General features: G+C 73.3%; 23 protein-coding genes. 10 read left to right on the top strand and 13 right to left on the bottom strand.

Translation table 11 applies throughout. The features are described 5' to 3' along the window. Positions 1 to 12: 12 nt before the first annotated feature. The gene (locus ACF1GV_RS09350) at positions 13 to 654 is read right to left on the bottom strand and encodes a winged helix-turn-helix transcriptional regulator (RefSeq protein WP_391679551.1); all 642 of its coding nucleotides are present in this window, start codon (positions 652 to 654) and stop codon (positions 13 to 15) included. 81 nt (positions 655 to 735) lie between these two features. Between ACF1GV_RS09350 and ACF1GV_RS09345 the strand changes: the two genes are divergently transcribed. The 4 genes from ACF1GV_RS09345 to ACF1GV_RS09330 all read left to right on the top strand — a co-directional run bounded on the left by ACF1GV_RS09345 (position 736) and on the right by ACF1GV_RS09330 (position 3,951). After that, a complete protein-coding gene (locus ACF1GV_RS09345) occupies positions 736 to 1,944 on the top strand; it encodes a pyridoxal phosphate-dependent aminotransferase (RefSeq protein ID WP_391679552.1) in 1,209 nt (402 codons plus the stop codon). 142 nt (positions 1,945 to 2,086) lie between these two features. Next, positions 2,087 to 2,686, top strand: a complete 600-nt coding sequence (locus ACF1GV_RS09340; RefSeq protein ID WP_391679555.1) for a histidine phosphatase family protein — start codon at positions 2,087 to 2,089, stop codon at positions 2,684 to 2,686. Positions 2,687 to 2,827: 141 nt separating this feature from the next. After that, entirely contained in the window at positions 2,828 to 3,457 is a 630-nt protein-coding gene (locus ACF1GV_RS09335; protein ID WP_391679556.1) for a hypothetical protein, read from the top strand. A gap of 71 nt (positions 3,458 to 3,528) precedes the next feature. Further along, a complete protein-coding gene (locus tag ACF1GV_RS09330; RefSeq protein WP_391679557.1) occupies positions 3,529 to 3,951 on the top strand; it encodes an acyl-CoA thioesterase in 423 nt (140 codons plus the stop codon). A 12-nt stretch (positions 3,952 to 3,963) separates the two neighbouring features. Here the strand turns inward: ACF1GV_RS09330 and ACF1GV_RS09325 are convergent, their stop codons facing one another. The 3 genes from ACF1GV_RS09325 to ACF1GV_RS09315 all read right to left on the bottom strand — a co-directional run bounded on the left by ACF1GV_RS09325 (position 3,964) and on the right by ACF1GV_RS09315 (position 8,605). Then, positions 3,964 to 4,422: a hypothetical protein gene (locus ACF1GV_RS09325; protein WP_391679558.1), complete on the bottom strand. Its 459-nt coding sequence runs from the start codon at positions 4,420 to 4,422 to the stop codon at positions 3,964 to 3,966. Beyond that, a complete protein-coding gene (locus tag ACF1GV_RS09320) occupies positions 4,412 to 8,233 on the bottom strand; it encodes a polymorphic toxin-type HINT domain-containing protein (protein ID WP_391679560.1) in 3,822 nt (1,273 codons plus the stop codon). Before ACF1GV_RS09320 ends, ACF1GV_RS09325 begins: the two co-directional genes overlap by 11 nt. Positions 8,234 to 8,323: 90 nt before the next feature. Next, complete coding sequence (locus ACF1GV_RS09315) at positions 8,324 to 8,605, bottom strand: hypothetical protein (RefSeq protein ID WP_391679562.1); 282 nt, start codon at positions 8,603 to 8,605, stop codon at positions 8,324 to 8,326. 2 nt (positions 8,606 to 8,607) lie between these two features. On the opposite strand from ACF1GV_RS09315, the gene ACF1GV_RS09310 reads away from it, so the two are divergent. Together ACF1GV_RS09310 and ACF1GV_RS09305 are read left to right on the top strand one after the other, a co-directional pair. Next, positions 8,608 to 9,132 (top strand): hypothetical protein, encoded by a 525-nt coding sequence (locus ACF1GV_RS09310; protein WP_391679564.1) that lies wholly within the window; start codon positions 8,608 to 8,610, stop codon positions 9,130 to 9,132. 74 nt (positions 9,133 to 9,206) lie between these two features. Next, positions 9,207 to 10,796: a S1 family peptidase gene (locus tag ACF1GV_RS09305; protein ID WP_391679566.1), complete on the top strand. Its 1,590-nt coding sequence runs from the start codon at positions 9,207 to 9,209 to the stop codon at positions 10,794 to 10,796. Between the two features lie 94 nt (positions 10,797 to 10,890). On the opposite strand, the gene ACF1GV_RS09300 is transcribed toward ACF1GV_RS09305, so the two are convergent. Together ACF1GV_RS09300 and ACF1GV_RS09295 are read right to left on the bottom strand one after the other, a co-directional pair. Further along, complete coding sequence (locus tag ACF1GV_RS09300) at positions 10,891 to 12,480, bottom strand: S1 family peptidase (RefSeq protein WP_391679566.1); 1,590 nt, start codon at positions 12,478 to 12,480, stop codon at positions 10,891 to 10,893. A 74-nt stretch (positions 12,481 to 12,554) separates the two neighbouring features. Further along, entirely contained in the window at positions 12,555 to 13,079 is a 525-nt protein-coding gene (locus tag ACF1GV_RS09295) for a hypothetical protein (RefSeq protein ID WP_391679564.1), read from the bottom strand. Between the two features lie 2 nt (positions 13,080 to 13,081). Between ACF1GV_RS09295 and ACF1GV_RS09290 the strand changes: the two genes are divergently transcribed. From ACF1GV_RS09290 to ACF1GV_RS09280, 3 genes are all read left to right on the top strand, one after another. Then, on the top strand, positions 13,082 to 13,363 hold the full coding sequence (locus tag ACF1GV_RS09290) for a hypothetical protein (RefSeq protein WP_391679562.1): 282 nt from the start codon (positions 13,082 to 13,084) through the stop codon (positions 13,361 to 13,363). Between the two features lie 90 nt (positions 13,364 to 13,453). After that, positions 13,454 to 17,275 (top strand): polymorphic toxin-type HINT domain-containing protein, encoded by a 3,822-nt coding sequence (locus tag ACF1GV_RS09285; protein WP_391679560.1) that lies wholly within the window; start codon positions 13,454 to 13,456, stop codon positions 17,273 to 17,275. Continuing rightward, positions 17,265 to 17,723: a hypothetical protein gene (locus ACF1GV_RS09280; RefSeq protein WP_391679558.1), complete on the top strand. Its 459-nt coding sequence runs from the start codon at positions 17,265 to 17,267 to the stop codon at positions 17,721 to 17,723. Before ACF1GV_RS09285 ends, ACF1GV_RS09280 begins: the two co-directional genes overlap by 11 nt. A 12-nt stretch (positions 17,724 to 17,735) precedes the next feature. Here ACF1GV_RS09280 and ACF1GV_RS09275 read toward each other — a convergent pair whose 3' ends face one another. The 4 genes from ACF1GV_RS09275 to ACF1GV_RS09260 form a co-directional block, all read right to left on the bottom strand. After that, positions 17,736 to 18,158, bottom strand: coding sequence for an acyl-CoA thioesterase (locus tag ACF1GV_RS09275; protein ID WP_391679557.1), 423 nt, complete (start codon positions 18,156 to 18,158; stop codon positions 17,736 to 17,738). A gap of 71 nt (positions 18,159 to 18,229) precedes the next feature. Then, a complete protein-coding gene (locus ACF1GV_RS09270) occupies positions 18,230 to 18,859 on the bottom strand; it encodes a hypothetical protein (protein WP_391679556.1) in 630 nt (209 codons plus the stop codon). Between the two features lie 141 nt (positions 18,860 to 19,000). Next, positions 19,001 to 19,600 carry a histidine phosphatase family protein gene (locus ACF1GV_RS09265; RefSeq protein ID WP_391679555.1) on the bottom strand — a complete coding sequence of 200 codons (600 nt, stop codon included), beginning with the start codon at positions 19,598 to 19,600 and terminating at the stop codon, positions 19,001 to 19,003. A 142-nt stretch (positions 19,601 to 19,742) separates the two neighbouring features. Beyond that, complete coding sequence (locus ACF1GV_RS09260; RefSeq protein WP_391679552.1) at positions 19,743 to 20,951, bottom strand: pyridoxal phosphate-dependent aminotransferase; 1,209 nt, start codon at positions 20,949 to 20,951, stop codon at positions 19,743 to 19,745. 81 nt (positions 20,952 to 21,032) lie between these two features. Here ACF1GV_RS09260 and ACF1GV_RS09255 point away from each other — a divergent pair, with 81 nt between their 5' ends. Next, entirely contained in the window at positions 21,033 to 21,674 is a 642-nt protein-coding gene (locus tag ACF1GV_RS09255) for a winged helix-turn-helix transcriptional regulator (protein ID WP_391679551.1), read from the top strand. Between the two features lie 27 nt (positions 21,675 to 21,701). On the opposite strand, the gene ACF1GV_RS09250 is transcribed toward ACF1GV_RS09255, so the two are convergent. From ACF1GV_RS09250 to ACF1GV_RS09240, 3 genes are read right to left on the bottom strand one after another with little or no spacing between them, the layout of a single operon-like run. Next, positions 21,702 to 22,505 carry a hypothetical protein gene (locus ACF1GV_RS09250; RefSeq protein WP_391679548.1) on the bottom strand — a complete coding sequence of 268 codons (804 nt, stop codon included), beginning with the start codon at positions 22,503 to 22,505 and terminating at the stop codon, positions 21,702 to 21,704. Further along, positions 22,505 to 23,767: a VWA domain-containing protein gene (locus ACF1GV_RS09245; RefSeq protein WP_391679546.1), complete on the bottom strand. Its 1,263-nt coding sequence runs from the start codon at positions 23,765 to 23,767 to the stop codon at positions 22,505 to 22,507. Before ACF1GV_RS09245 ends, ACF1GV_RS09250 begins: the two co-directional genes overlap by 1 nt. 45 nt (positions 23,768 to 23,812) lie before the next feature. Beyond that, positions 23,813 to 25,300 (bottom strand): IucA/IucC family protein, encoded by a 1,488-nt coding sequence (locus tag ACF1GV_RS09240; RefSeq protein WP_391679543.1) that lies wholly within the window; start codon positions 25,298 to 25,300, stop codon positions 23,813 to 23,815. Positions 25,301 to 25,346: the final 46 nt, after the last annotated feature.

Raw genomic sequence — 25,346 nt, 5'->3', positions numbered from 1 at the left:
CCCGCCGCATGGTCATGCGGCGGGCCCCTCGCGCAGTTCCTTGGCGAGGGCGCCGTCACCGGTCACCTCGACGCGGCCCGCGCGGATCGCTTCGGCGAGGCTCGTCTCGCCGCGGGAGAGCGCCGTACAGGTCGCGGAGTCCATGACTAGCCGGGCGTCGGGCTCGCCGGGCGCGGTGCCGTCGCCGTAGACCGGCCCCTCCTCGGCTCCGGCGCGCAGATGGAACACGCCCTCCTCCAGCCCCACTTCGACCAGTCCGGCGCCGTCGATCGCGCGCAGCAGCGGCAGGGCGAACCAGTGAGCGCGGACGGCGTCGGTGGGCCGCCGCTCCCCCAGTTCCGCCTCGCCCCAGGTACCGAGAGCTTGGAGTACGGGCAGCAACTGCCGCCCGCGCGGCGTCAGTTCGTAGACGAAGGCGGCTCCCGGCGGCGGCAGCCGGCGCCGGGTGGCGAGGCCGCCCTGTTCCATGTCCTTCAGCCGGGAGGCGAGCACGTCCGTGCTGACGCCCGGCAGGTCGGCATGCAGGTCGGTGTAGCGGCGCGGTCCGGCGAGCAGTTCCCGGACGATCAGCAGGGTCCAGCGGTCGCCGACGACGTCGAGGGCGCGGGCGGCGGAGCAGTACTGGTCGTAACTGCGGCGGGTGCGGGGTGACATGCGACGCAGTCTAGACATGTTGTTGGACTTTCCAAGCTCTCACTTGGTAAAACCAAGCACCACGAGTTTCCGGAGGGGCGCATGGAGTTCCGGCAGTCGAACAAGCTCAGCGAGGTCTGTTACGAGATCCGCGGGCCGGTGATCGAGCACGCCAACGCGCTGGAGGAGGCCGGGCACAGCGTGCTGCGGCTGAACACCGGCAACCCGGCCCTCTTCGGCTTCGAAGCGCCGGAGGAGATCCTCCAGGACATGATCCGGATGCTGCCGCAGGCGCACGGCTACACCGACTCGCGGGGCATCCTCTCCGCCCGCCGCGCGGTCGCCCAGCGCTACCAGAGCCTCGGCCTGGCGGTCGACGTCGACGACGTCTTCCTCGGCAACGGCGTCAGCGAACTGGTCTCCATGGCCGTACAGGCGCTGATCGAGGACGGCGACGAGATCCTCATCCCCGCCCCGGACTTCCCGCTGTGGACGGCCGTGACGACCCTCGCGGGCGGCAAGGCCGTCCACTACCTGTGCGACGAGCAGGCCGAGTGGTACCCCGACCTCGCCGACATCGAGTCGAAGATCACCGGCCGCACCAAGGCGGTCGTCCTCATCAATCCCAACAACCCCACCGGCGCGGTCTACCCGAAGGAGGTCGTCGAGGGCGTCCTCGACCTGGCCCGCAGGCACGGCCTGATGGTCTTCGCCGACGAGATCTACGACCAGATCCTCTACGACGACGCCGTGCACCACTGCGCCGCGGCCCTCGCCCCCGACCTGGTCGTCCTCACCTTCTGTGGCCTGTCCAAGACATACCGGGTGGCCGGCTTCCGCTCCGGCTGGCTCGTGGTCACCGGCCCGAAGCAGCACGCGAAGAGCTACCTGGAGGGCCTGGCCATGCTGGCCTCCATGCGCCTGTGCGCCAACGCGCCCGCCCAGTACGCCATCCAGGCCGCGCTCGGCGGCCGGCAGTCCATCCGCGAGCTGACCGCGCCCGGCGGGCGGCTGCGCGAGCAGCGGGACGTGGCGTGGGAGAGGCTGAACGAGATCCCCGGCGTGAGCTGCGTGAAACCCAAGGGGGCTCTGTACGCCTTCCCGCGCCTCGATCCCAAGGTCCACAAGATCCACGACGACGAGAAGTTCGTCCTCGACCTGCTGCTGCGCGAGAAGATCCAGGTCGTCCAGGGCACCGGCTTCAACTGGCCCACCCCCGACCACTTCCGCATCCTGACCCTGCCGCACGCGGAGGACCTGGAGGCGGCGATCGGCCGGATCGGGCGGTTTCTGAGCGGGTACCGGCAGTAGGAGCACGGTCACCGAGCACGGCGTACGGTACGCCGTCGCCCACCACGACGGGCCCGCGCCGCTGCTCAGGATCGACCCGCGCAGAGTACTGCGGGAGCCGGACCTCGCGCGGCTCGAGGAGTGGGCCCGTAGCCTGTGAGGCGTGGGTGATCTCTTTCTGGTCCGGCACGGTGAGACCGAGTGGTCCCGTTCCGGGCGGCACACCGGGTGGACGGACGTCCCGCTGACCGAGCACGGGCGGGAGGAGGCACGGCGGCTGGTGCCGCTGATCCGCTCGCACCGGATCGGCGCCGCGTTCGTCAGCCCTCTGCAACGGGCGCGCGAGACGGCCGAGCTGATCGGGGTGCACGACGCGCGCGTGGACGCCGATCTGCGGGAGTGGGACTACGGCGGCTACGAGGGCGTCACCACCGTGCAGATCCAGCGCGACCGGCCGGGGTGGTTCCTGTTCACGGACGGGGTCGTGCCCGGGCCGCCCGATCACCCCGGGGAGAGCCCGGAGCAGGTCGCGGAGCGCGCCGACCGGATGCTGGGCAAGGTGGACGCCGCCCTCGCCAACACGGAGGGCGTGGTGCTCCTGGTCGCCCACGGACACTTCCTGCGGGTGCTGACCGCCCGGCGGCTGGGCCTTCCGCCCGAGCACGGGGCGCTGTTCCAGCTGGCGACCGGGTCGCTGTGCCGGCTGGGCACCGAGCACGGGCGGCCGGTGATCGCCGGCTGGAATGTCAGACCCCCCGCGTAGCCTGCGAAGCGGTAGGCGCTCCTCGGGCAGGCCCCCCGAGCTCTGGCGAACGGGGAGCGTGCCAGGCCCCGCGACGCCGGGGTGATCCGACGAGAGGTGCCTGGATCCCGGCAGCGGGACCCGCGCAGGAAGGAGCACGCCGTGAGCCGACCGCCCACCGCCGCGCAGCGGCGTGTCATCGACGCCGCCGACCCGGTCAGCGGGCGGCTGCGCGGGACGCCGGCACAGCTCGCGGCGCTGGTGAAGCACGGGCTGGCATTCCGGCATCCGCGTCCGCCGCACGACCATTTCCTCACGCCGGCCGGGCACCGGATACGGGAAACGCCCGAGACGGCGCCACCCGAACCGGCGCCCGCGCAGCCGTCGACCGGTGTCTTCACCGCGCGGGCGGGAGGCGAGGAGGAACCACCGGACACCGGCCCGGGCCGGGCGCGCGAGGTGCACAGCGCCTGGCAGGGGCTGCTGGAGCTGCGCCGTATGACCAACCCCGACGGTGCGACCGACCGGCCGTGCGGCTGGGAGCGCGCGCACCTGGTGCAGGCCGCGGCGCTGGCCCTGGAGGCGGCCGGGCAGCGGCCTGCCGGGGGCGGGCAGGAGGGGTACCGGGTGCGGGCGACGCCCCAGCCGGAGGCCGTGGCGGTGCGGGCGGAGGACCCCTCGGCGCTGAGCGCCTGCGCGGCCGCGCTGGAGCGGGCGGGCTGGCAGACCGGCGAGTACACCGAGCCCCGCACCCGGGCCCGCTATCTGCTCGCTTCCCCGCGCCGGGTGTGAGGAGTCCCGGCGGCCGGTGTGCGGGGCGTGCCAAGATCGGTGGTCACTGCAAGGAACGCGAAGGGGAAGTGATGAGCGAGCCGTTCTCCGTCCGGATCACCGTCCGCGGATACGAGACCGACGTCCAGGGGCACCTGAACCAGAGCGTGTACCTCAACTACGCCGAGCACGCGCGCTGGTCGCTGCTGCAGGCGGCCGGCATCACCCAGGCCGGGCTGATCGCGACGGGCGTCGGACCGGTCGCCCTGGAGACCACCATCCGCTACCAGCGCGAGCTGCTCGCCGGCGACGAGGTCGACGTGACGTGCGCCTTCGAGTGGGGCGAGGGCAAGACGTTCCGCATCCGGCAGACGATCCGCAAGACGGACGGCACGGTCGCCGCCGAGATCACAGCGGTCGGCGGCCTGCTGGACCTGAAGGCCCGCCGTCTGGCGGCGAACCCTCAGGCCCACTTCAAGGAACTGGCCGAGAACCCCGGCCTTTTCGGTCTGTGACCCCGGGCAGGCTCACACCACGCCCGGCGGGTAGCCGTAGTGCGGCCCGCCGCGGACCAGGGCGCGCCAGGCCTCCTCGCCGCCGGAGCGGTCGGGGAAGGCCTGGACGCTGAAACCGTGGGCGGCCTCCAGGGTGAGGGCGCCCGCCGCGCCCTGGTGGACGTCCCGCACCGTCGGACGGGCCCCCGCCAAGACGCGGTTGAGGATCGCCGCGCGGTCGTCGTACAGCGTGCCAAAGGTGTCGAACGCGTCGTCCCCGGCGCCGTCGCGCACGTACGACATGTCGCGCGAGCCCAGCACCACCTGCCCGTCGCGCACGATCCGGAAGGCGCACTGCAGGTGCAGTCCGAGGTCCTCGCCGTGCGCGCCGGTCAGCTCCAGCACGCCCATGCCCGCCGCGCGGCCGACCGAGCGGATCTCCGCCCCGGTCAGCAGCCGCCGGACGTTCTCCTGCTCCGTGTCAGCATCCACCGAACAACCCCTTGGCCTCCTCGACGATCCGATGGTAGTCGTACCCCTGACCGGTGATCCGATCGTGCAGCGCACGGCGCTCGGCGGGGGTCACCTTGCGGCCCAGGTCGCGCTCGACGGATCGCAGGGCGTCCCTGAACTCCTTGTTCTCCGCCTGGTTGCCGCGCGGTGCGTGGTAGCCGTCGTCGTCCTGGCCCCCGGAGTCCCAGGTCTGCTTGAGCTTCTCGAACTCCTTCTCCCAGTCGAGGCCGCCGTCGTTGTGCACGAGGACCGTGGCGCCGCCGGCCCGCACGTAGAAGGTGTGGGCGTGGGCGACGGTGAGGTTGTGGACCGTCCGGGTCTCCGCCCAGGCGCGGACGGCGGTGACGGTGCGGAGCGTGCCGTCGGCGCCCAGGAGCCGGTCGCCGGGCCGGATGTGGCCCGCGGGAATCCAGGCGTGCCGGCCGGGCACCCACAGCGGGTGGTTGTCGGTCGCGGTGAGCGTGCCGGTGGCCTCGCCCGCGTCGCCGTCGGTGTCGACGGTGAAGCGGACCAGGCTCTTCGCCCCGGTGCCGGTGATGACCCGCTGCACGGTCTGCGGCCCCGTGCGGCCGGTGCGCAGGTCGGTGGCGAGTACGCGGTCGCCGACGCGTACATCCTTGATCGGCTTGGCCGTGCCGTCGGCCATGACGACGGGCGTGCCGGGCGTGAAGCTGTTGGCCAGCGGCACCCGGCAGACCTTGCGGGCCTTGCCGAACAGGCCCTTGAAGACGCCGAGCGCCTTCTTGCCCCACTTGCCGAACTTCACGGTGGAGGCGCCGTAGCCGGCGACCGGGACGGCGGAGGCGCAGGACAGGCCGGCGTCCAGCGCGTCGCCCTCGGCGCCGTACCAGGCGCAGTTGGCACCGTCGGCGAACTCGCCGGCGCCCGGGACCAGGCCCGCCACGTCGAGCAGCAGGTGCCCGGTGTCGGACAGGGTCCACTCGGACTCGTCGGCCTCCTCCTCGGCCGCCTCGCGGATCGCCTCCTCGCGGGCCTTGCGGGCCGCCTCGTCCTTGCGCCGGGCCTCTTCCTCGGCGCGCCGCTTGGTCTCGGCGGTGGCCTTGGCGTCCTTGGCCGCCTTGTCGGCGTCCGCGGCGTCCTTGCCGGCGGCCTGGGCGGAAGCGCGGGCCTGCCGGGAGGACTCCGAGGCGTCCTCGGCGGAGTAGCGGGCCCAGGCGGCGGAGGCGCGTGCCTTGTCCGCCGACGTGGTCGCGTCGATCGCGGCGGCGTTCGCGTCGACCTGCGCCTTGTGGGCGGCCCTGGCCGACTGCTGTGCCTGCGCGGCGGACGTGGCCGCCTGGTCGGCTGACTTGTCGGCCTCGGTGGCGTACTTCTTCGCCTCCTGCGCCGACGCGCTCGCCTTGTCGGACCAGGTCCTGGCCTCGCCGGCCTGCTTGCGGGCGAGGGCGGCCGCCTTGAGGGCGTCGGCGGCGTTCTGCTGGGCCGTCGCGGCGACGCCGGCCGCTTCGGCGATCATCTGCTGGACGGCGGCGATGTGGGTGGCGGCCAGGGCGTCCTGGCGGGCGGCCCGGTACTGGCCGACGGTGACGAACTCGTGCAGGACCTGCGGCGCACCCTCGACGGCGACACTCGCCGCCGCCTTGAGTTCGGGGCCGCCGGTGCTGACGAGACGAGAGGCGCGCAGCTGCTCGTCCTTGATCCGGGCGGTGTACTGGCCGGAGGTGAGGAAGGCCCGCAGGGCATCCGTGCCGCCGTCGAGGGCGGCCAGGGCGGCCTCCTTGGTGGCGACGTCGCCGGTGCTGACGAGCTGCGAGACGCGCAGCCGGTAGTCGTTGGCGGCGACCTCGTGCTGTCCGGTCGTCAGGAACGCGTGGATCTGCCCGGCGTCCTTGCCGAGGACCTCCTCGGCGGCCTTGCGCACCGCGGGCGACTCGGCCTCGTCGGCGAGACGCTCGACCCGGGCCTCTTCGTCCTGCTGGGCCGCCTCCGTCCAGCCGGTGCGGACATAGGCCACGACGTCCTGGTCCGAGCCGGCGAGGGCGTCGGCGGCGGCGTTGCTGCTCCACGGGCCGCGGGTCTTCATGGTGACCAGCGCGATCCAGCGGCCCTTGGTGACGATCCGTGCGGGATCCGCGTCCGGCCGGGCCGCGTAAGCGGAGGCCTGGGCGACCACGCCGTCGAGCGCGGTCGACGCCTGGGCGAGCTGGTCGGCCAGACCGGTCTGTAGGTCGTAGGCGGCCTTGCTCTCCCGGGCCGTCTCCAGAGCGTCGGCCGTACGGGCCGTGAGCTCCTCGGCCTCGCTCCGGCGGGTCAGGTCGAAGGTGTCACGGGCCTTCTTGACCGCGGCGGTGGCGGCGTCGGCGGCCTTCTTCGCCTCGCCTGCCTGGGTGGTCGACTCCTTGGCGGCGTCGGTGGCCTTACCGGCCTGGTTGGCCGCCTCGTCCGCGGCCTTGGCCGCGCTCTCGGCGTGGTCGGCGGCGCCGTTGGCGGCGTCCCTGGCCTCCGTGGCCGCTGCGGCGGACTCCTTGGCGAGGCCCTGGGAGACGCCGGCGGCACGGGTCGCCTCGCGGGCCCTGCGGCGGGCCGTGTCGGCGGCGGCGTCGGCCTGTGCGGAGTGCGCCCCGGCGGCCCGGGCGAGTCCGCCCGCCCGGCCGGCCTGGGCGGCCGCCTCGTCGGCGTTGCGGCCGGCGCTCGCGGCGGAGTCCGCGGCGGAGCCGGCGGCGAGCGACGCCACGGAGGCGGCCTGCGCGGCCAGCGCGGCCTCGCGTGCCTGCTTGGCGATGGTCCGGGCCTCCTGCGCCGCCTTGCGGGCGGCGGCGGCCCGGTTCGCGTCACCGGCGGCCGCGGCAGCGGCACTGCGGGCGCGGACGGCGGCATCCTCGGCGCCGGCCGCGGCGATGGCGGCCTGGGACGCGGCGGACGCGGCGACCCGGGCCGCCGCGTTCGCGGCGCGTGCGGCGCTGATGGCCTGCTGCGCGGCGGAGGCGGCGCCCTGGGCGGCGCGTGCGGCGCGGCCCGCGGCGCCGGCGGCCCGCTTGGCGTCGTTGCCGGCGGCGGCGGTCTCCTGGGCGGCCTCCAGTGCGGCCTTCTTCGCCAGGGCGGACGCCTTGACGGCCCGGTCGGAGGCCTCCTTGGCGGCGTCGGTGTGCTGCTTGGCCTGTGCACCGGCCGCCTTGGCCCGTTCGACGAGCTGCGCGACGGTGGCGTGCTCGTTGTCCCGGGCGCGGGCGATGTACTGCCCGACGTCCAGGAACTCCCGTACGTCCTCGATGGTTCCGTCGGCGGCGGCCATGGCGGCCGCCTTCGTGGCCGGTCCGCCGGTGCTGACGATCCGGGAGAGCTCCAGCCGGTCGTCGGCCTCGGCGGCCGTGTACCGGCCCTTCTCCAGGAATGCGCTGACCTGGTCGGGGCCGCCGTCGAGCGCGGCGACCCCGGCGGACTTCACGTTCGGCCCGCCCTCGCTGACCAGCTGCGAGATCCGCAGTTGCCGGTCCTGCTTCAGCGGCGCCTGCCAGCCGTCCCGCAGGAACGCCAGCACCTGTTCGCGATCGCCGCTGTCGAGCGCCTTGAGCGCCGCCTCGCGCACCTTGGGCCCGCTGACCGAGTAGAGCTGCGAGAACAGCATCTGCTCGTCATGGCGTTCGGCCACGGCCTGCTCCTGGTCGAGGAACAGCCGGATGTCGGCGTCGGATCCCTGGAGCGCGGTCTCGGCGGCGGCCCGTACGGAGGGACCTCCGGCGTTCCACGCGTCCAGCACCAGTTGCCGGTCGGTCGCCGGTGCAGTGACGACCGGTCCGTCGTCCGCCGCGGCGGGTGTGAGGGCTCCCATGGTCAGTGAGAGCGTCAGGGCGCCGAGGCACACCGTACGTATGCCACGCGCCCACCTTCCCCCTGCTCTATTCACGTTTTGATTTTCCGTTCAAGAATCCCGCCCGGTCATGGCGGGTTCGCCGAATATCGGCGCGGCGAGCATATCCCCGGCCTGCGTGATGTCCGCACCCGAAGAACGGAGCACCAGGTTCCGGAATTGACGGAGGATCAGCCGGCCGGGTTCCTGCCAATTGCCAGCCGTTATTGGGTTGTTATACCGACCACCCTTGTCAGGAACCTGTGAACGAAGGTGATACGTTCTGAAAAGGCCCTGGGGGAACGGGCCTTCTTCGCGGCTGCCCTGGCGCGCCGCATCTTCGAAGGGAACCACTCGTGAAATTTCGCGTGCGCGGAATGCTGCTCGCGGGCGTCGTCGGCACGGTCGCGACACTGACCTCGATCACCGCACTCACCACGGCGAACGCCGCCCCGCTGACCACGGCGGCGGCTGCCGGGACCACGGACGACGCCGAGACGCAACCGCCCTACGCCGTGGAGGACTTCGGCTATCCGGGCGCCGAGCAAATCCTCAAAGAAAAGGGGATCGTCCTGCGCCGTGGCGATGGTCACATCACCCTGACGGACTGCTCCGCCCCGCACCAGATCCAGGTGTGGACCCTGCAGAACACCGAGGGCCGGTACTGCTTCCGGGTCGCCGGTAAGACCGGATATCTCAGCCTGGAAGTCAATCGCGTCCACGCGATCCGCACGGACGACCTGGCCGTTCGCGCCAGCCTGACGACGGACGGGAAAACCACCACCGTCGACGTCCCCAAGGACGACTACAAACCGGTAGGCGAAGGCGACCAGAAGGACCCGCGTCCCGCGGTCCTCGTGGAACTCAAGGTGACGGGTTGAGCCGGCCGGCGCGCGCGATGAACCCGCCCGCCGCAGCCCCGCTCTCCGCGCCCTCCGACTCGCTAGGAACGCACATGCACAAGCCGCGCCGCCGCGCCGCGGTCGTCTCCCTCGTCTCGGCGGCCGCCGTCGCCGCCGGGGTCCTGGCCACGGCGCCCGCCCACGCCGTCGTGGGCGACAGCCCCAAGGACGGTTCGTACGCCTTCACCGCCAAACTGGACATCGGCAACGGCGCCCGTTCCTGCACCGGCACTCTCGTAGAGCAGCAGTGGCTCGTCACCGCCGCCAGCTGCTTCGCCGAGAACCCGGCCGCCGGTACGCCGGTCGCCGCGGGCGCGCCCCGCTGGAAGACCACGGCCACCATCGGCCGTACGGACCTGAACGCCACCGGCGGAGCCGTCACCGAGGTGGTCGAGCTGGTCCCGCGGACCGACCGCGACCTGGTGATGGCCCGCCTCGCCGCCCCGGTCCCCGGGGTCGCACCGGCGCGGATCGCCACGACTGCCCCGCAGACCGGCGAGGCGCTCGTCGCCGCCGGGTACGGCCGTACCAAGGACGAGTGGGTGCCCGACCGGCTGCACACCGGCGCCTTCACCGCGCAGACCGTCAAGGACGGCTCCCTCGGCCTGGAACCGGCCGCCGCGTCGGAGGCCGCCCTGTGCAAGGGCGACACGGGCGGACCGACCCTGCGCGAGTCCCCGGCCGGTCCGGAGCTCGCCGCTGTCAACAGCCGCTCCTGGCAGGGGGGTTGCCTCGGAACTCCGGCCACCGAGACCCGCAGGGGTGCCACGAGCGTCCGCGTGGACGACATCGCCGGCTGGATCGAGCAGACGGCGCTGCGCAGCCTGCTGCCCCGCTCCGACTGGAAGAAGGCCGACCTGCTCGCGTCCGGCTACTTCACCGGCGGCTCCGCGGGCGCATCCCGCCACATGGACCTGCTGGTGCGCTGGTCGGACGGTTCGGTGAGCCTCTTCCAGGGCGCCGACCGCAACGACCCGCAGGCCCCCTTCGCCGCGCAGTACCAGATCGCCAAGCCGGGCAGCGTGTGGCAGTACGCCCGGGCGATCGCCGGCGGGGGCTTCGCCGACGGCGGCGAGGGTCTGGTCGTGCGCTGGAGCGACGGCGAGGTCAGCCAGTACACGACCGTCGACCGCAGCGGCTTCCACGGCGAGAAGATGCTCACCGCCAAGAACGCCACCTGGCAGAACGCCAAGCTCGTCACCCTCGGCCGCTTCAACGGCGGTTCCCTGCGCGACGACCTGCTCGTCGTGTGGGCGAGCGGCACCGTGTCGATCTACCCCGACCTCGGCGCCAACGCCCTGCGCAAGGAAACCCAGATCGTCAAGAACGTCAAGACGTGGACCTACGCCGAGCAGATCGGCACGGGCGACTTCACCGGCGCCAAGTCCTCCGACCTGATGGTCCGCTGGATCGACGGCGAGACCACGATCTACCCGGCGGTCGACCTCAAGGGCCTGCACGGCGAGAAGACGATCCGCCCCGCCAATTCCCCCTGGAGCAACGCCACGGTCCTGACCACCGGCGCCTTCACCGAGAACAAGGCCGCCAACGACGTCCTCGTCCGCTGGAGCGACGGCCGCCTCACCCTGCACCCGGGAGTGGACGGCACCGGTCTGCACAGCGAGGTGCGGCTCGCCGGCTGACCCGAGCAGCCCGGCGGCATCACCGCGGCGGGTGCCGCGCCGGTACCGGTACCGGCGCGGCACCCGCCGCGGTGATGCCGCCGGGCTGCTCGGGTCAGCCGGCGAGCCGCACCTCGCTGTGCAGACCGGTGCCGTCCACTCCCGGGTGCAGGGTGAGGCGGCCGTCGCTCCAGCGGACGAGGACGTCGTTGGCGGCCTTGTTCTCGGTGAAGGCGCCGGTGGTCAGGACCGTGGCGTTGCTCCAGGGGGAATTGGCGGGGCGGATCGTCTTCTCGCCGTGCAGGCCCTTGAGGTCGACCGCCGGGTAGATCGTGGTCTCGCCGTCGATCCAGCGGACCATCAGGTCGGAGGACTTGGCGCCGGTGAAGTCGCCCGTGCCGATCTGCTCGGCGTAGGTCCACGTCTTGACGTTCTTGACGATCTGGGTTTCCTTGCGCAGGGCGTTGGCGCCGAGGTCGGGGTAGATCGACACGGTGCCGCTCGCCCACACGACGAGCAGGTCGTCGCGCAGGGAACCGCCGTTGAAGCGGCCGAGGGTGACGAGCTTGGCGTTCTGCCAGGTGGCGTTCTTGGCGGTGAGCATCTTCTCGCCGTGGAAGCCGCTGCGGTCGACGGTCGTGTACTGGCTGACCTCGCCGTCGCTCCAGCGCACGACCAGACCCTCGCCGCCGTCGGCGAAGCCCCCGCCGGCGATCGCCCGGGCGTACTGCCACACGCTGCCCGGCTTGGCGATCTGGTACTGCGCGGCGAAGGGGGCCTGCGGGTCGTTGCGGTCGGCGCCCTGGAAGAGGCTCACCGAACCGTCCGACCAGCGCACCAGCAGGTCCATGTGGCGGGATGCGCCCGCGGAGCCGCCGGTGAAGTAGCCGGACGCGAGCAGGTCGGCCTTCTTCCAGTCGGAGCGGGGCAGCAGGCTGCGCAGCGCCGTCTGCTCGATCCAGCCGGCGATGTCGTCCACGCGGACGCTCGTGGCACCCCTGCGGGTCTCGGTGGCCGGAGTTCCGAGGCAACCCCCCTGCCAGGAGCGGCTGTTGACAGCGGCGAGCTCCGGACCGGCCGGGGACTCGCGCAGGGTCGGTCCGCCCGTGTCGCCCTTGCACAGGGCGGCCTCCGACGCGGCGGCCGGTTCCAGGCCGAGGGAGCCGTCCTTGACGGTCTGCGCGGTGAAGGCGCCGGTGTGCAGCCGGTCGGGCACCCACTCGTCCTTGGTACGGCCGTACCCGGCGGCGACGAGCGCCTCGCCGGTCTGCGGGGCAGTCGTGGCGATCCGCGCCGGTGCGACCCCGGGGACCGGGGCGGCGAGGCGGGCCATCACCAGGTCGCGGTCGGTCCGCGGGACCAGCTCGACCACCTCGGTGACGGCTCCGCCGGTGGCGTTCAGGTCCGTACGGCCGATGGTGGCCGTGGTCTTCCAGCGGGGCGCGCCCGCGGCGACCGGCGTACCGGCGGCCGGGTTCTCGGCGAAGCAGCTGGCGGCGGTGACGAGCCACTGCTGCTCTACGAGAGTGCCGGTGCAGGAACGGGCGCCGTTGCCGATGTCCAGTTTGGCGGTGAAGGCGTACGAACCGTCCTTGGGGCTGTCGCCCACGACGGCGTGGGCGGGCGCCGTGGCCAGGACCCCGGCGGCGACGGCGGCCGCCGAGACGAGGGAGACGACCGCGGCGCGGCGGCGCGGCTTGTGCATGTGCGTTCCTAGCGAGTCGGAGGGCGCGGAGAGCGGGGCTGCGGCGGGCGGGTTCATCGCGCGCGCCGGCCGGCTCAACCCGTCACCTTGAGTTCCACGAGGACCGCGGGACGCGGGTCCTTCTGGTCGCCTTCGCCTACCGGTTTGTAGTCGTCCTTGGGGACGTCGACGGTGGTGGTTTTCCCGTCCGTCGTCAGGCTGGCGCGAACGGCCAGGTCGTCCGTGCGGATCGCGTGGACGCGATTGACTTCCAGGCTGAGATATCCGGTCTTACCGGCGACCCGGAAGCAGTACCGGCCCTCGGTGTTCTGCAGGGTCCACACCTGGATCTGGTGCGGGGCGGAGCAGTCCGTCAGGGTGATGTGACCATCGCCACGGCGCAGGACGATCCCCTTTTCTTTGAGGATTTGCTCGGCGCCCGGATAGCCGAAGTCCTCCACGGCGTAGGGCGGTTGCGTCTCGGCGTCGTCCGTGGTCCCGGCAGCCGCCGCCGTGGTCAGCGGGGCGGCGTTCGCCGTGGTGAGTGCGGTGATCGAGGTCAGTGTCGCGACCGTGCCGACGACGCCCGCGAGCAGCATTCCGCGCACGCGAAATTTCACGAGTGGTTCCCTTCGAAGATGCGGCGCGCCAGGGCAGCCGCGAAGAAGGCCCGTTCCCCCAGGGCCTTTTCAGAACGTATCACCTTCGTTCACAGGTTCCTGACAAGGGTGGTCGGTATAACAACCCAATAACGGCTGGCAATTGGCAGGAACCCGGCCGGCTGATCCTCCGTCAATTCCGGAACCTGGTGCTCCGTTCTTCGGGTGCGGACATCACGCAGGCCGGGGATATGCTCGCCGCGCCGATATTCGGCGAACCCGCCATGACCGGGCGGGATTCTTGAACGGAAAATCAAAACGTGAATAGAGCAGGGGGAAGGTGGGCGCGTGGCATACGTACGGTGTGCCTCGGCGCCCTGACGCTCTCACTGACCATGGGAGCCCTCACACCCGCCGCGGCGGACGACGGACCGGTCGTCACTGCACCGGCGACCGACCGGCAACTGGTGCTGGACGCGTGGAACGCCGGAGGTCCCTCCGTACGGGCCGCCGCCGAGACCGCGCTCCAGGGATCCGACGCCGACATCCGGCTGTTCCTCGACCAGGAGCAGGCCGTGGCCGAACGCCATGACGAGCAGATGCTGTTCTCGCAGCTCTACTCGGTCAGCGGGCCCAAGGTGCGCGAGGCGGCGCTCAAGGCGCTCGACAGCGGCGATCGCGAACAGGTGCTGGCGTTCCTGCGGGACGGCTGGCAGGCGCCGCTGAAGCAGGACCGGCAACTGCGGATCTCGCAGCTGGTCAGCGAGGGCGGGCCGAACGTGAAGTCCGCCGGGGTCGCCGCGCTCGACGGCGGCCCCGACCAGGTCAGCGCATTCCTGGAGAAGGGCCGGTACACGGCCGCCGAGGCCGACGACCGGCTGGAGCTCTCCCGGATCGTCAGCACCGGCGGACCGGCCACGAAGGCGGCCGCCATGGCCGCCGCCGACGGAACCATCGAGGACGTACGGGAGTTCCTGGACGTCGGGCAGTACATCGCCCGCGCCCGGGACAACGAGCACGCCACCGTCGCGCAGCTCGTCGAACGGGCCAAGGCGGCCGGTGCACAGGCCAAGCAGCACACCGACGCCGCCAAGGAGGCCTCCGACCGGGCCGTCAAGGCGTCCGCCCTGGCGAAGAAGGCCGCACTGGAGGCCGCCCAGGAGACCGCCGCCGCCGGCAACGACGCCAAGCGGGCCGCCGGCGCCGCGGGCCGCGCCGCACGCGCCGCCCAGGGCGCCGCCTCCGCCGCGCAGCAGGCCATCAGCGCCGCACGCGCCGCGAACGCGGCGGCCCGGGTCGCCGCGTCCGCCGCGTCCCAGGCCGCCATCGCCGCGGCCGGCGCCGAGGATGCCGCCGTCCGCGCCCGCAGTGCCGCTGCCGCGGCCGCCGGTGACGCGAACCGGGCCGCCGCCGCCCGCAAGGCGGCGCAGGAGGCCCGGACCATCGCCAAGCAGGCACGCGAGGCCGCGCTGGCCGCGCAGGCCGCCTCCGTGGCGTCGCTCGCCGCCGGCTCCGCCGCGGACTCCGCCGCGAGCGCCGGCCGCAACGCCGACGAGGCGGCCGCCCAGGCCGGCCGGGCGGGCGGACTCGCCCGGGCCGCCGGGGCGCACTCCGCACAGGCCGACGCCGCCGCCGACACGGCCCGCCGCAGGGCCCGCGAGGCGACCCGTGCCGCCGGCGTCTCCCAGGGCCTCGCCAAGGAGTCCGCCGCAGCGGCCACGGAGGCCAGGGACGCCGCCAACGGCGCCGCCGACCACGCCGAGAGCGCGGCCAAGGCCGCGGACGAGGCGGCCAACCAGGCCGGTAAGGCCACCGACGCCGCCAAGGAGTCGACCACCCAGGCAGGCGAGGCGAAGAAGGCCGCCGACGCCGCCACCGCCGCGGTCAAGAAGGCCCGTGACACCTTCGACCTGACCCGCCGGAGCGAGGCCGAGGAGCTCACGGCCCGTACGGCCGACGCTCTGGAGACGGCCCGGGAGAGCAAGGCCGCCTACGACCTACAGACCGGTCTGGCCGACCAGCTCGCCCAGGCGTCGACCGCGCTCGACGGCGTGGTCGCCCAGGCCTCCGCTTACGCGGCCCGGCCGGACGCGGATCCCGCACGGATCGTCACCAAGGGCCGCTGGATCGCGCTGGTCACCATGAAGACCCGCGGCCCGTGGAGCAGCAACGCCGCCGCCGACGCCCTCGCCGGCTCGGACCAGGACGTCGTGGCCTATGTCCGCACCGGCTGGACGGAGGCGGCCCAGCAGGACGAAGAGGCCCGGGTCGAGCGTCTCGCCGACGAGGCCGAGTCGCCCGCGGTGCGCAAGGCCGCCGAGGAGGTCCTCGGCAAGGACGCCGGGCAGATCCACGCGTTCCTGACGACCGGACAGCACGAGGTCGCCGCCAACGACTACCGGCTGCGCGTCTCGCAGCTCGTCAGCACCGGCGACGTCGCCACCAAGGAGGCCGCCCTGGCCGCCCTCGACGGCGGCACGGATGCCCTGCGGGCCTTCCTCACCTCCGGCCAGTACACCGCCCGGATCAAGGACGAGCAGCTGCGCGCCTCTCGTCTCGTCAGCACCGGCGGCCCCGAACTCAAGGCGGCGGCGAGTGTCGCCGTCGAGGGTGCGCCGCAGGTCCTGCACGAGTTCGTCACCGTCGGCCAGTACCGGGCCGCCCGCCAGGACGCCCTGGCCGCCACCCACATCGCCGCCGTCCAGCAGATGATCGCCGAAGCGGCCGGCGTCGCCGCGACGGCCCAGCAGAACGCCGCCGACGCCCTCAAGGCGGCCGCCCTCGCCCGCAAGCAGGCCGGCGAGGCCAGGACCTGGTCCGACAAGGCGAGCGCGTCGGCGCAGGAGGCGAAGAAGTACGCCACCGAGGCCGACAAGTCAGCCGACCAGGCGGCCACGTCCGCCGCGCAGGCACAGCAGTCGGCCAGGGCCGCCCACAAGGCGCAGGTCGACGCGAACGCCGCCGCGATCGACGCGACCACGTCGGCGGACAAGGCACGCGCCTCCGCCGCCTGGGCCCGCTACTCCGCCGAGGACGCCTCGGAGTCCTCCCGGCAGGCCCGCGCTTCCGCCCAGGCCGCCGGCAAGGACGCCGCGGACGCCGACAAGGCGGCCAAGGACGCCAAGGCCACCGCCGAGACCAAGCGGCGCGCCGAGGAAGAGGCCCGGCGCAAGGACGAGGCGGCCCGCAAGGCCCGCGAGGAGGCGATCCGCGAGGCGGCCGAGGAGGAGGCCGACGAGTCCGAGTGGACCCTGTCCGACACCGGGCACCTGCTGCTCGACGTGGCGGGCCTGGTCCCGGGCGCCGGCGAGTTCGCCGACGGTGCCAACTGCGCCTGGTACGGCGCCGAGGGCGACGCGCTGGACGCCGGCCTGTCCTGCGCCTCCGCCGTCCCGGTCGCCGGCTACGGCGCCTCCACCGTGAAGTTCGGCAAGTGGGGCAAGAAGGCGCTCGGCGTCTTCAAGGGCCTGTTCGGCAAGGCCCGCAAGGTCTGCCGGGTGCCGCTGGCCAACAGCTTCACGCCCGGCACGCCCGTCGTCATGGCCGACGGCACGGCCAAGCCGATCAAGGATGTACGCGTCGGCGACCGCGTACTCGCCACCGACCTGCGCACCGGCCGCACGGGGCCGCAGACCGTGCAGCGGGTCATCACCGGCACCGGGGCGAAGAGCCTGGTCCGCTTCACCGTCGACACCGACGGCGACGCGGGCGAGGCCACCGGCACGCTCACCGCGACCGACAACCACCCGCTGTGGGTGCCCGGCCGGCACGCCTGGATTCCCGCGGGCCACATCCGGCCCGGCGACCGGCTCCTGGGCGCCGACGGCACGCTCCGCACCGTCACCGCCGTCCGCGCCTGGGCGGAGACCCGGACGGTCCACAACCTCACCGTCGCCCACGCCCACACCTTCTACGTGCGGGCCGGCGGCGCCACGGTCCTCGTGCACAACGACGGCGGCCTCGACTGGGAGAAGGAGTTCGAGAAGCTCAAGCAGACCTGGGACTCCGGGGGCCAGGACGACGACGGCTACCACGCACCGCGCGGCAACCAGGCGGAGAACAAGGAGTTCAGGGACGCCCTGCGATCCGTCGAGCGCGACCTGGGCCGCAAGGTGACCCCCGCCGAGCGCCGTGCGCTGCACGATCGGATCACCGGTCAGGGGTACGACTACCATCGGATCGTCGAGGAGGCCAAGGGGTTGTTCGGTGGATGCTGACACGGAGCAGGAGAACGTCCGGCGGCTGCTGACCGGGGCGGAGATCCGCTCGGTCGGCCGCGCGGCGGGCATGGGCGTGCTGGAGCTGACCGGCGCGCACGGCGAGGACCTCGGACTGCACCTGCAGTGCGCCTTCCGGATCGTGCGCGACGGGCAGGTGGTGCTGGGCTCGCGCGACATGTCGTACGTGCGCGACGGCGCCGGGGACGACGCGTTCGACACCTTTGGCACGCTGTACGACGACCGCGCGGCGATCCTCAACCGCGTCTTGGCGGGGGCCCGTCCGACGGTGCGGGACGTCCACCAGGGCGCGGCGGGCGCCCTCACCCTGGAGGCCGCCCACGGTTTCAGCGTCCAGGCCTTCCCCGACCGCTCCGGCGGCGAGGAGGCCTGGCGCGCCCTGGTCCGCGGCGGGCCGCACTACGGCTACCCGCCGGGCGTGGTGTGAGCCTGCCCGGGGTCACAGACCGAAAAGGCCGGGGTTCTCGGCCAGTTCCTTGAAGTGGGCCTGAGGGTTCGCCGCCAGACGGCGGGCCTTCAGGTCCAGCAGGCCGCCGACCGCTGTGATCTCGGCGGCGACCGTGCCGTCCGTCTTGCGGATCGTCTGCCGGATGCGGAACGTCTTGCCCTCGCCCCACTCGAAGGCGCACGTCACGTCGACCTCGTCGCCGGCGAGCAGCTCGCGCTGGTAGCGGATGGTGGTCTCCAGGGCGACCGGTCCGACGCCCGTCGCGATCAGCCCGGCCTGGGTGATGCCGGCCGCCTGCAGCAGCGACCAGCGCGCGTGCTCGGCGTAGTTGAGGTACACGCTCTGGTTCAGGTGCCCCTGGACGTCGGTCTCGTATCCGCGGACGGTGATCCGGACGGAGAACGGCTCGCTCATCACTTCCCCTTCGCGTTCCTTGCAGTGACCACCGATCTTGGCACGCCCCGCACACCGGCCGCCGGGACTCCTCACACCCGGCGCGGGGAAGCGAGCAGATAGCGGGCCCGGGTGCGGGGCTCGGTGTACTCGCCGGTCTGCCAGCCCGCCCGCTCCAGCGCGGCCGCGCAGGCGCTCAGCGCCGAGGGGTCCTCCGCCCGCACCGCCACGGCCTCCGGCTGGGGCGTCGCCCGCACCCGGTACCCCTCCTGCCCGCCCCCGGCAGGCCGCTGCCCGGCCGCCTCCAGGGCCAGCGCCGCGGCCTGCACCAGGTGCGCGCGCTCCCAGCCGCACGGCCGGTCGGTCGCACCGTCGGGGTTGGTCATACGGCGCAGCTCCAGCAGCCCCTGCCAGGCGCTGTGCACCTCGCGCGCCCGGCCCGGGCCGGTGTCCGGTGGTTCCTCCTCGCCTCCCGCCCGCGCGGTGAAGACACCGGTCGACGGCTGCGCGGGCGCCGGTTCGGGTGGCGCCGTCTCGGGCGTTTCCCGTATCCGGTGCCCGGCCGGCGTGAGGAAATGGTCGTGCGGCGGACGCGGATGCCGGAATGCCAGCCCGTGCTTCACCAGCGCCGCGAGCTGTGCCGGCGTCCCGCGCAGCCGCCCGCTGACCGGGTCGGCGGCGTCGATGACACGCCGCTGCGCGGCGGTGGGCGGTCGGCTCACGGCGTGCTCCTTCCTGCGCGGGTCCCGCTGCCGGGATCCAGGCACCTCTCGTCGGATCACCCCGGCGTCGCGGGGCCTGGCACGCTCCCCGTTCGCCAGAGCTCGGGGGGCCTGCCCGAGGAGCGCCTACCGCTTCGCAGGCTACGCGGGGGGTCTGACATTCCAGCCGGCGATCACCGGCCGCCCGTGCTCGGTGCCCAGCCGGCACAGCGACCCGGTCGCCAGCTGGAACAGCGCCCCGTGCTCGGGCGGAAGGCCCAGCCGCCGGGCGGTCAGCACCCGCAGGAAGTGTCCGTGGGCGACCAGGAGCACCACGCCCTCCGTGTTGGCGAGGGCGGCGTCCACCTTGCCCAGCATCCGGTCGGCGCGCTCCGCGACCTGCTCCGGGCTCTCCCCGGGGTGATCGGGCGGCCCGGGCACGACCCCGTCCGTGAACAGGAACCACCCCGGCCGGTCGCGCTGGATCTGCACGGTGGTGACGCCCTCGTAGCCGCCGTAGTCCCACTCCCGCAGATCGGCGTCCACGCGCGCGTCGTGCACCCCGATCAGCTCGGCCGTCTCGCGCGCCCGTTGCAGAGGGCTGACGAACGCGGCGCCGATCCGGTGCGAGCGGATCAGCGGCACCAGCCGCCGTGCCTCCTCCCGCCCGTGCTCGGTCAGCGGGACGTCCGTCCACCCGGTGTGCCGCCCGGAACGGGACCACTCGGTCTCACCGTGCCGGACCAGAAAGAGATCACCCACGCCTCACAGGCTACGGGCCCACTCCTCGAGCCGCGCGAGGTCCGGCTCCCGCAGTACTCTGCGCGGGTCGATCCTGAGCAGCGGCGCGGGCCCGTCGTGGTGGGCGACGGCGTACCGTACGCCGTGCTCGGTGACCGTGCTCCTACTGCCGGTACCCGCTCAGAAACCGCCCGATCCGGCCGATCGCCGCCTCCAGGTCCTCCGCGTGCGGCAGGGTCAGGATGCGGAAGTGGTCGGGGGTGGGCCAGTTGAAGCCGGTGCCCTGGACGACCTGGATCTTCTCGCGCAGCAGCAGGTCGAGGACGAACTTCTCGTCGTCGTGGATCTTGTGGACCTTGGGATCGAGGCGCGGGAAGGCGTACAGAGCCCCCTTGGGTTTCACGCAGCTCACGCCGGGGATCTCGTTCAGCCTCTCCCACGCCACGTCCCGCTGCTCGCGCAGCCGCCCGCCGGGCGCGGTCAGCTCGCGGATGGACTGCCGGCCGCCGAGCGCGGCCTGGATGGCGTACTGGGCGGGCGCGTTGGCGCACAGGCGCATGGAGGCCAGCATGGCCAGGCCCTCCAGGTAGCTCTTCGCGTGCTGCTTCGGGCCGGTGACCACGAGCCAGCCGGAGCGGAAGCCGGCCACCCGGTATGTCTTGGACAGGCCACAGAAGGTGAGGACGACCAGGTCGGGGGCGAGGGCCGCGGCGCAGTGGTGCACGGCGTCGTCGTAGAGGATCTGGTCGTAGATCTCGTCGGCGAAGACCATCAGGCCGTGCCTGCGGGCCAGGTCGAGGACGCCCTCGACGACCTCCTTCGGGTAGACCGCGCCGGTGGGGTTGTTGGGATTGATGAGGACGACCGCCTTGGTGCGGCCGGTGATCTTCGACTCGATGTCGGCGAGGTCGGGGTACCACTCGGCCTGCTCGTCGCACAGGTAGTGGACGGCCTTGCCGCCCGCGAGGGTCGTCACGGCCGTCCACAGCGGGAAGTCCGGGGCGGGGATGAGGATCTCGTCGCCGTCCTCGATCAGCGCCTGTACGGCCATGGAGACCAGTTCGCTGACGCCGTTGCCGAGGAAGACGTCGTCGACGTCGACCGCCAGGCCGAGGCTCTGGTAGCGCTGGGCGACCGCGCGGCGGGCGGAGAGGATGCCCCGCGAGTCGGTGTAGCCGTGCGCCTGCGGCAGCATCCGGATCATGTCCTGGAGGATCTCCTCCGGCGCTTCGAAGCCGAAGAGGGCCGGGTTGCCGGTGTTCAGCCGCAGCACGCTGTGCCCGGCCTCCTCCAGCGCGTTGGCGTGCTCGATCACCGGCCCGCGGATCTCGTAACAGACCTCGCTGAGCTTGTTCGACTGCCGGAACTCCATGCGCCCCTCCGGAAACTCGTGGTGCTTGGTTTTACCAAGTGAGAGCTTGGAAAGTCCAACAACATGTCTAGACTGCGTCGCATGTCACCCCGCACCCGCCGCAGTTACGACCAGTACTGCTCCGCCGCCCGCGCCCTCGACGTCGTCGGCGACCGCTGGACCCTGCTGATCGTCCGGGAACTGCTCGCCGGACCGCGCCGCTACACCGACCTGCATGCCGACCTGCCGGGCGTCAGCACGGACGTGCTCGCCTCCCGGCTGAAGGACATGGAACAGGGCGGCCTCGCCACCCGGCGCCGGCTGCCGCCGCCGGGAGCCGCCTTCGTCTACGAACTGACGCCGCGCGGGCGGCAGTTGCTGCCCGTACTCCAAGCTCTCGGTACCTGGGGCGAGGCGGAACTGGGGGAGCGGCGGCCCACCGACGCCGTCCGCGCTCACTGGTTCGCCCTGCCGCTGCTGCGCGCGATCGACGGCGCCGGACTGGTCGAAGTGGGGCTGGAGGAGGGCGTGTTCCATCTGCGCGCCGGAGCCGAGGAGGGGCCGGTCTACGGCGACGGCACCGCGCCCGGCGAGCCCGACGCCCGGCTAGTCATGGACTCCGCGACCTGTACGGCGCTCTCCCGCGGCGAGACGAGCCTCGCCGAAGCGATCCGCGCGGGCCGCGTCGAGGTGACCGGTGACGGCGCCCTCGCCAAGGAACTGCGCGAGGGGCCCGCCGCATGACCATGCGGCGGGCCCCTCGACGGTCCGTCAGGCGTTCGGCGGCACGGAGGACGGGCGTCCCCGTCCCCGCGTCAGCGCGTACCCGCCTATGCCCGCGAGCGCGGCCAGCACACCGCCGATCGCGGTCCACACCCAGCGGTCGGACCACCAGCCGGACGACCAGCCGCCGTCCGGCTCGACGCTCGCCAGCACGGCCGCCTTCTTCGAGTCGTCCTTGTCCTGCCGCGCCGTGACGGCGACGCCGGGCACCAGCGGCTCGGCCAGCCGGCCGTCCACGGCCGCCGCGCCGCCGATGTCCTTGGACCGCACGCGCAGTTCGGCGTTCACCGGCTGCCCGAGGTCGGCCGTCTGCACGCCCACCGCCGTCAGCCGGACGTAGTACGTACCCGGCAGCGGGTCGTTCGCCCACGGCTCCGACCAGGCGCGCACCGTGCGCAGCACGCACGTCAGCTCCAGCGAGGACGTCCCCGCGCCAGCCGTGCGGGTCTGTGCGCCGTACTGGCAGGCCTGACGGCGCCGGAGGCCGTCGTACACGTCGACCTGCCAGGTCTGCGCCGTGTGCGTCTGCGGCAGCTTCACCGTGGCCTTCACGGTGGGCCGCTGCTCGGCGTCCGCCGGGAACGACCAGTACAGGTAGTCACCCGTGGAGGCGCTCGCGGTGGCGGTCTGCCCCTGCTCCACCTCCGTCGCCGTACGGAACGACGTGCCCGCCGACGCCGGTGCCGCGGTGGAGCCGGACGGGCTCGGTGACGGGGACGAGTCGGCCGCCGCGGGGGCGGCGGCGAGGCCGAGCGTCAGCAGGGCAGCGCCCAACACCTGGGTGATCCTCATCAGTTCGTCCTCCACACCGCGACGCGCCAGCGCGACAGCCAGCCCCACACCACACCCGCGAGGAAGCCGATCAGCACCAGCAGGCCGAGCAGCCACCAGCCGCGCCCGAGACCGAACGACGCCACGTCGTCCGCCTGCGACGGGCCGTCGACCACGTCCACGGTCAGCTCCAGCGGCATGCCGGGCGTGGCCTTCACGCCGGGCGCCGCCGAGAAGGAGTTCGTCACCGCGAGGCACACCGTCTCCGCCGGCGCGTTCTCGTCGTCGCTGTCCGCCTTCGGGTAGCGCAGACCCGTCGAGGCGACATCCGTACGGCCGTTGCCGGCCGCCTCACCGCGCACGATCTCCCGGCCGTGCACCGTGACCGCGCGCAGCAGCACGCCGTAGTCCGGGTGCATCGAGCGGTCCGCGGCCACGCTCACCGAGGCGCGCAGCTCCTGGCCGGGCTTCACGTCCACCCGGTACCAGCGCTGCTGCCCGAACTCCTCGCGGTCGGTGTACAGGCCCGAGTTCAGCGTCGGCGCCTTGGCGCACGAGGACGCGCCGTCGGTGGCGACCGGCGTGACCACCGGGTCGGCCGCCCGGTCCACCAACTGGTTGACCTTGTCGGCGAGTTCGCCGGTGTGCTCCACCGATGTGTAGGTGCCGCCGGTGGCCTCGGCGATGCAGCTGAGCTGTCGGCGCATCTTCACGTTCGGCACCAGGCCGAGGGTGTCGATGGTCAGGCCGATGCCCTTTGCGGCTATGTCGCGGGCCACCTCGCACGGGTCGAGCGGGGCGCAGGTGTCCTCGCCGTCGCTGATCAGCACGATCCGCTTGGAGCCGGTGCCGCCGTCCAGGTCTCCGGCCGCCTTGAGCAGGGCCGGCCCGATCGGCGTCCAGCCGGTCGGGTTGAGCGTGGCCACCGCCGTCTTGGCCTCGGTGCGGTCCAGCGGACCGACCTTGTACAGCTGCGCGGTGTCCTTGCAGCCGGTCTGCCGGTCGTCGCCCGGGTAGGTGGCGCCCAGCGTGCGGATGCCGAGCTGCACCTCCTCGGGCGTTGCGTCCAGCACCTCGTTGAACGCCTGCTTGGCCGCCGACATGCGCGACTGCCCGTCGATGTCCCGCGTCCGCATCGACCCGCTGACGTCGATCACGAGGTCGACCTTCGGCGCGCTTGCGGTGGTCTCGTCGGCGACCGCCCCCGCCGGGAACGCGAGCCCGGCCGCGAGCGCGGCGAGCAGGGCGCCGACGCCCGCCGCCAGCCGTTGTCTTCTGATCATCGGCGGATCCTATTGATCTGTGCCGCCCGGCTCCAAAACGGTCCGTCAGGCGAGCGGTGACGGCAGCCGCGTCCACTGGTCGCCGGGCGCGTCCGGCGACAGCCGCATCAGCGTCAGCGCCTTCACCGGCAACGGCTCCTGACACAGCGCCACCAGGTCGGCGGTGCGCGGCAGATCCCCTATGGCCGCCGCCAGGGCCGCCCGCAGCGCGGGACCGTTGCCCGCGGTGGCGGCCAGCCCACCCGCCACCAGCGAGCCGAACAGCTTGCGCCGCAGCGCCGTCACGTCGTCCGTGACGATCCGGCCCGCGAGGTCACCGGGGACCGCGATGCCGTGCCGGGCCAGCCGGGCGGGGCTGACCCGGATGTCGGCCAGATCCCGGTAGACCAGACGCTGCGGCTCGCCCGCCGGGCCCAGCACCACCAGCAGGTTCTGCCCGTGCGCCTCCAGCGCCGCGCCCAGCTCCAGCAGCCGCAGCCCCACGGACAGCGCCAGCCGGGCGAAGTCGGCGAGCCAGGCGGGGGAGTGCGGCCCGGCCAGAGCGGCCACCGGCACCACCTCCTCACCCGGTCCCGCGTACACCTCCGGCGCCTCGCGCAGCTGGACCGCCAGGTCGGGGGAGTGGGCGGTGGCCGCACCCAGCGTGCGCGTGACGTGCAGCAGCCCGTCCGTGTGCGCGGCGAGCCGCTCGCCGAACTCCGAAAGCGAGGCCGCCATGCGCACCGAGCCGACCGAGATGTCCCGCACCGAGGACGTCAGCCGGGTGCTCAGCGCGGTCTTCACATGCGGGCCGCCGGGCAGCGCGAGCGTGCGCAGCGCCATCAGCGGATGCGCGGCGAGCGTGGACTGGCCGGTCCGCTTCAGCACATGCCCGGCCTGCCACGGATGCACCGGCAGCAGCAGCCACTCCCCGTCCCGCAGCCACTGGGGCCACGCTCCGCTCACCAGGCACCCGGCCGCCGGCACCGGCAGCAGCTCCAGCTCCACCACCGGCCGGTGCTCGGGTGCGTACGCCAGCTGCTCCGCCACCGAGAAACCGGGCCGCGAGCGGCAGCACGGATGGTAGGGATGCCCGTCGACGACCCGCTGCTCCCACTCCCAGCCCTGCGCAGGCCGCTCCCGCGGGCACCCCCGCTGCCCGGCCCGGGACAGCGCGAGCGAGGCGACGCTGTGCCCCAGCTCGGTCGCGAAACCCGCCGCGTGCGGCACCGCCAGGTCCGTCATCAGCCGCTCCGGGCGCTCGTACGCCACACCGTCGAGGTGTACGGCGCCGACGTACGCGTCGGTGGCGTACGCGTCCGGCACCGGGCCGTGCAGCCGGCGGCCGTCCGCCAGGTGCAGGGTGAGGCCGTCGCCGCCCTCCTTCCGGCGCGTGATCCAGGGCAGTGGCTCGTGGCCGAGGCCGCGCCACAGGCGGGTCAGCACGGCGGCGCGCGCGCCGGGCAGCGCGGCCCGGTACCGGGGCACCAGGCCGGGACGCTCGGCGGCGAGTTCGGCGGCGACCTCCGCCTCGGCGGTGGGGGGTTGGTGCACGGGCGGGCTCCTCGGGTACGCGGACGGCGTCACGGCGGACCGTGAC

This window comes from Streptomyces sp. NPDC014006, from assembly GCF_043088925.1.
Lineage (GTDB): Bacteria > Actinomycetota > Actinomycetes > Streptomycetales > Streptomycetaceae > Streptomyces.
Note: the sequence above shows the minus strand (reverse complement) of the source record. Positions and strands in the feature narration are given on the sequence as shown.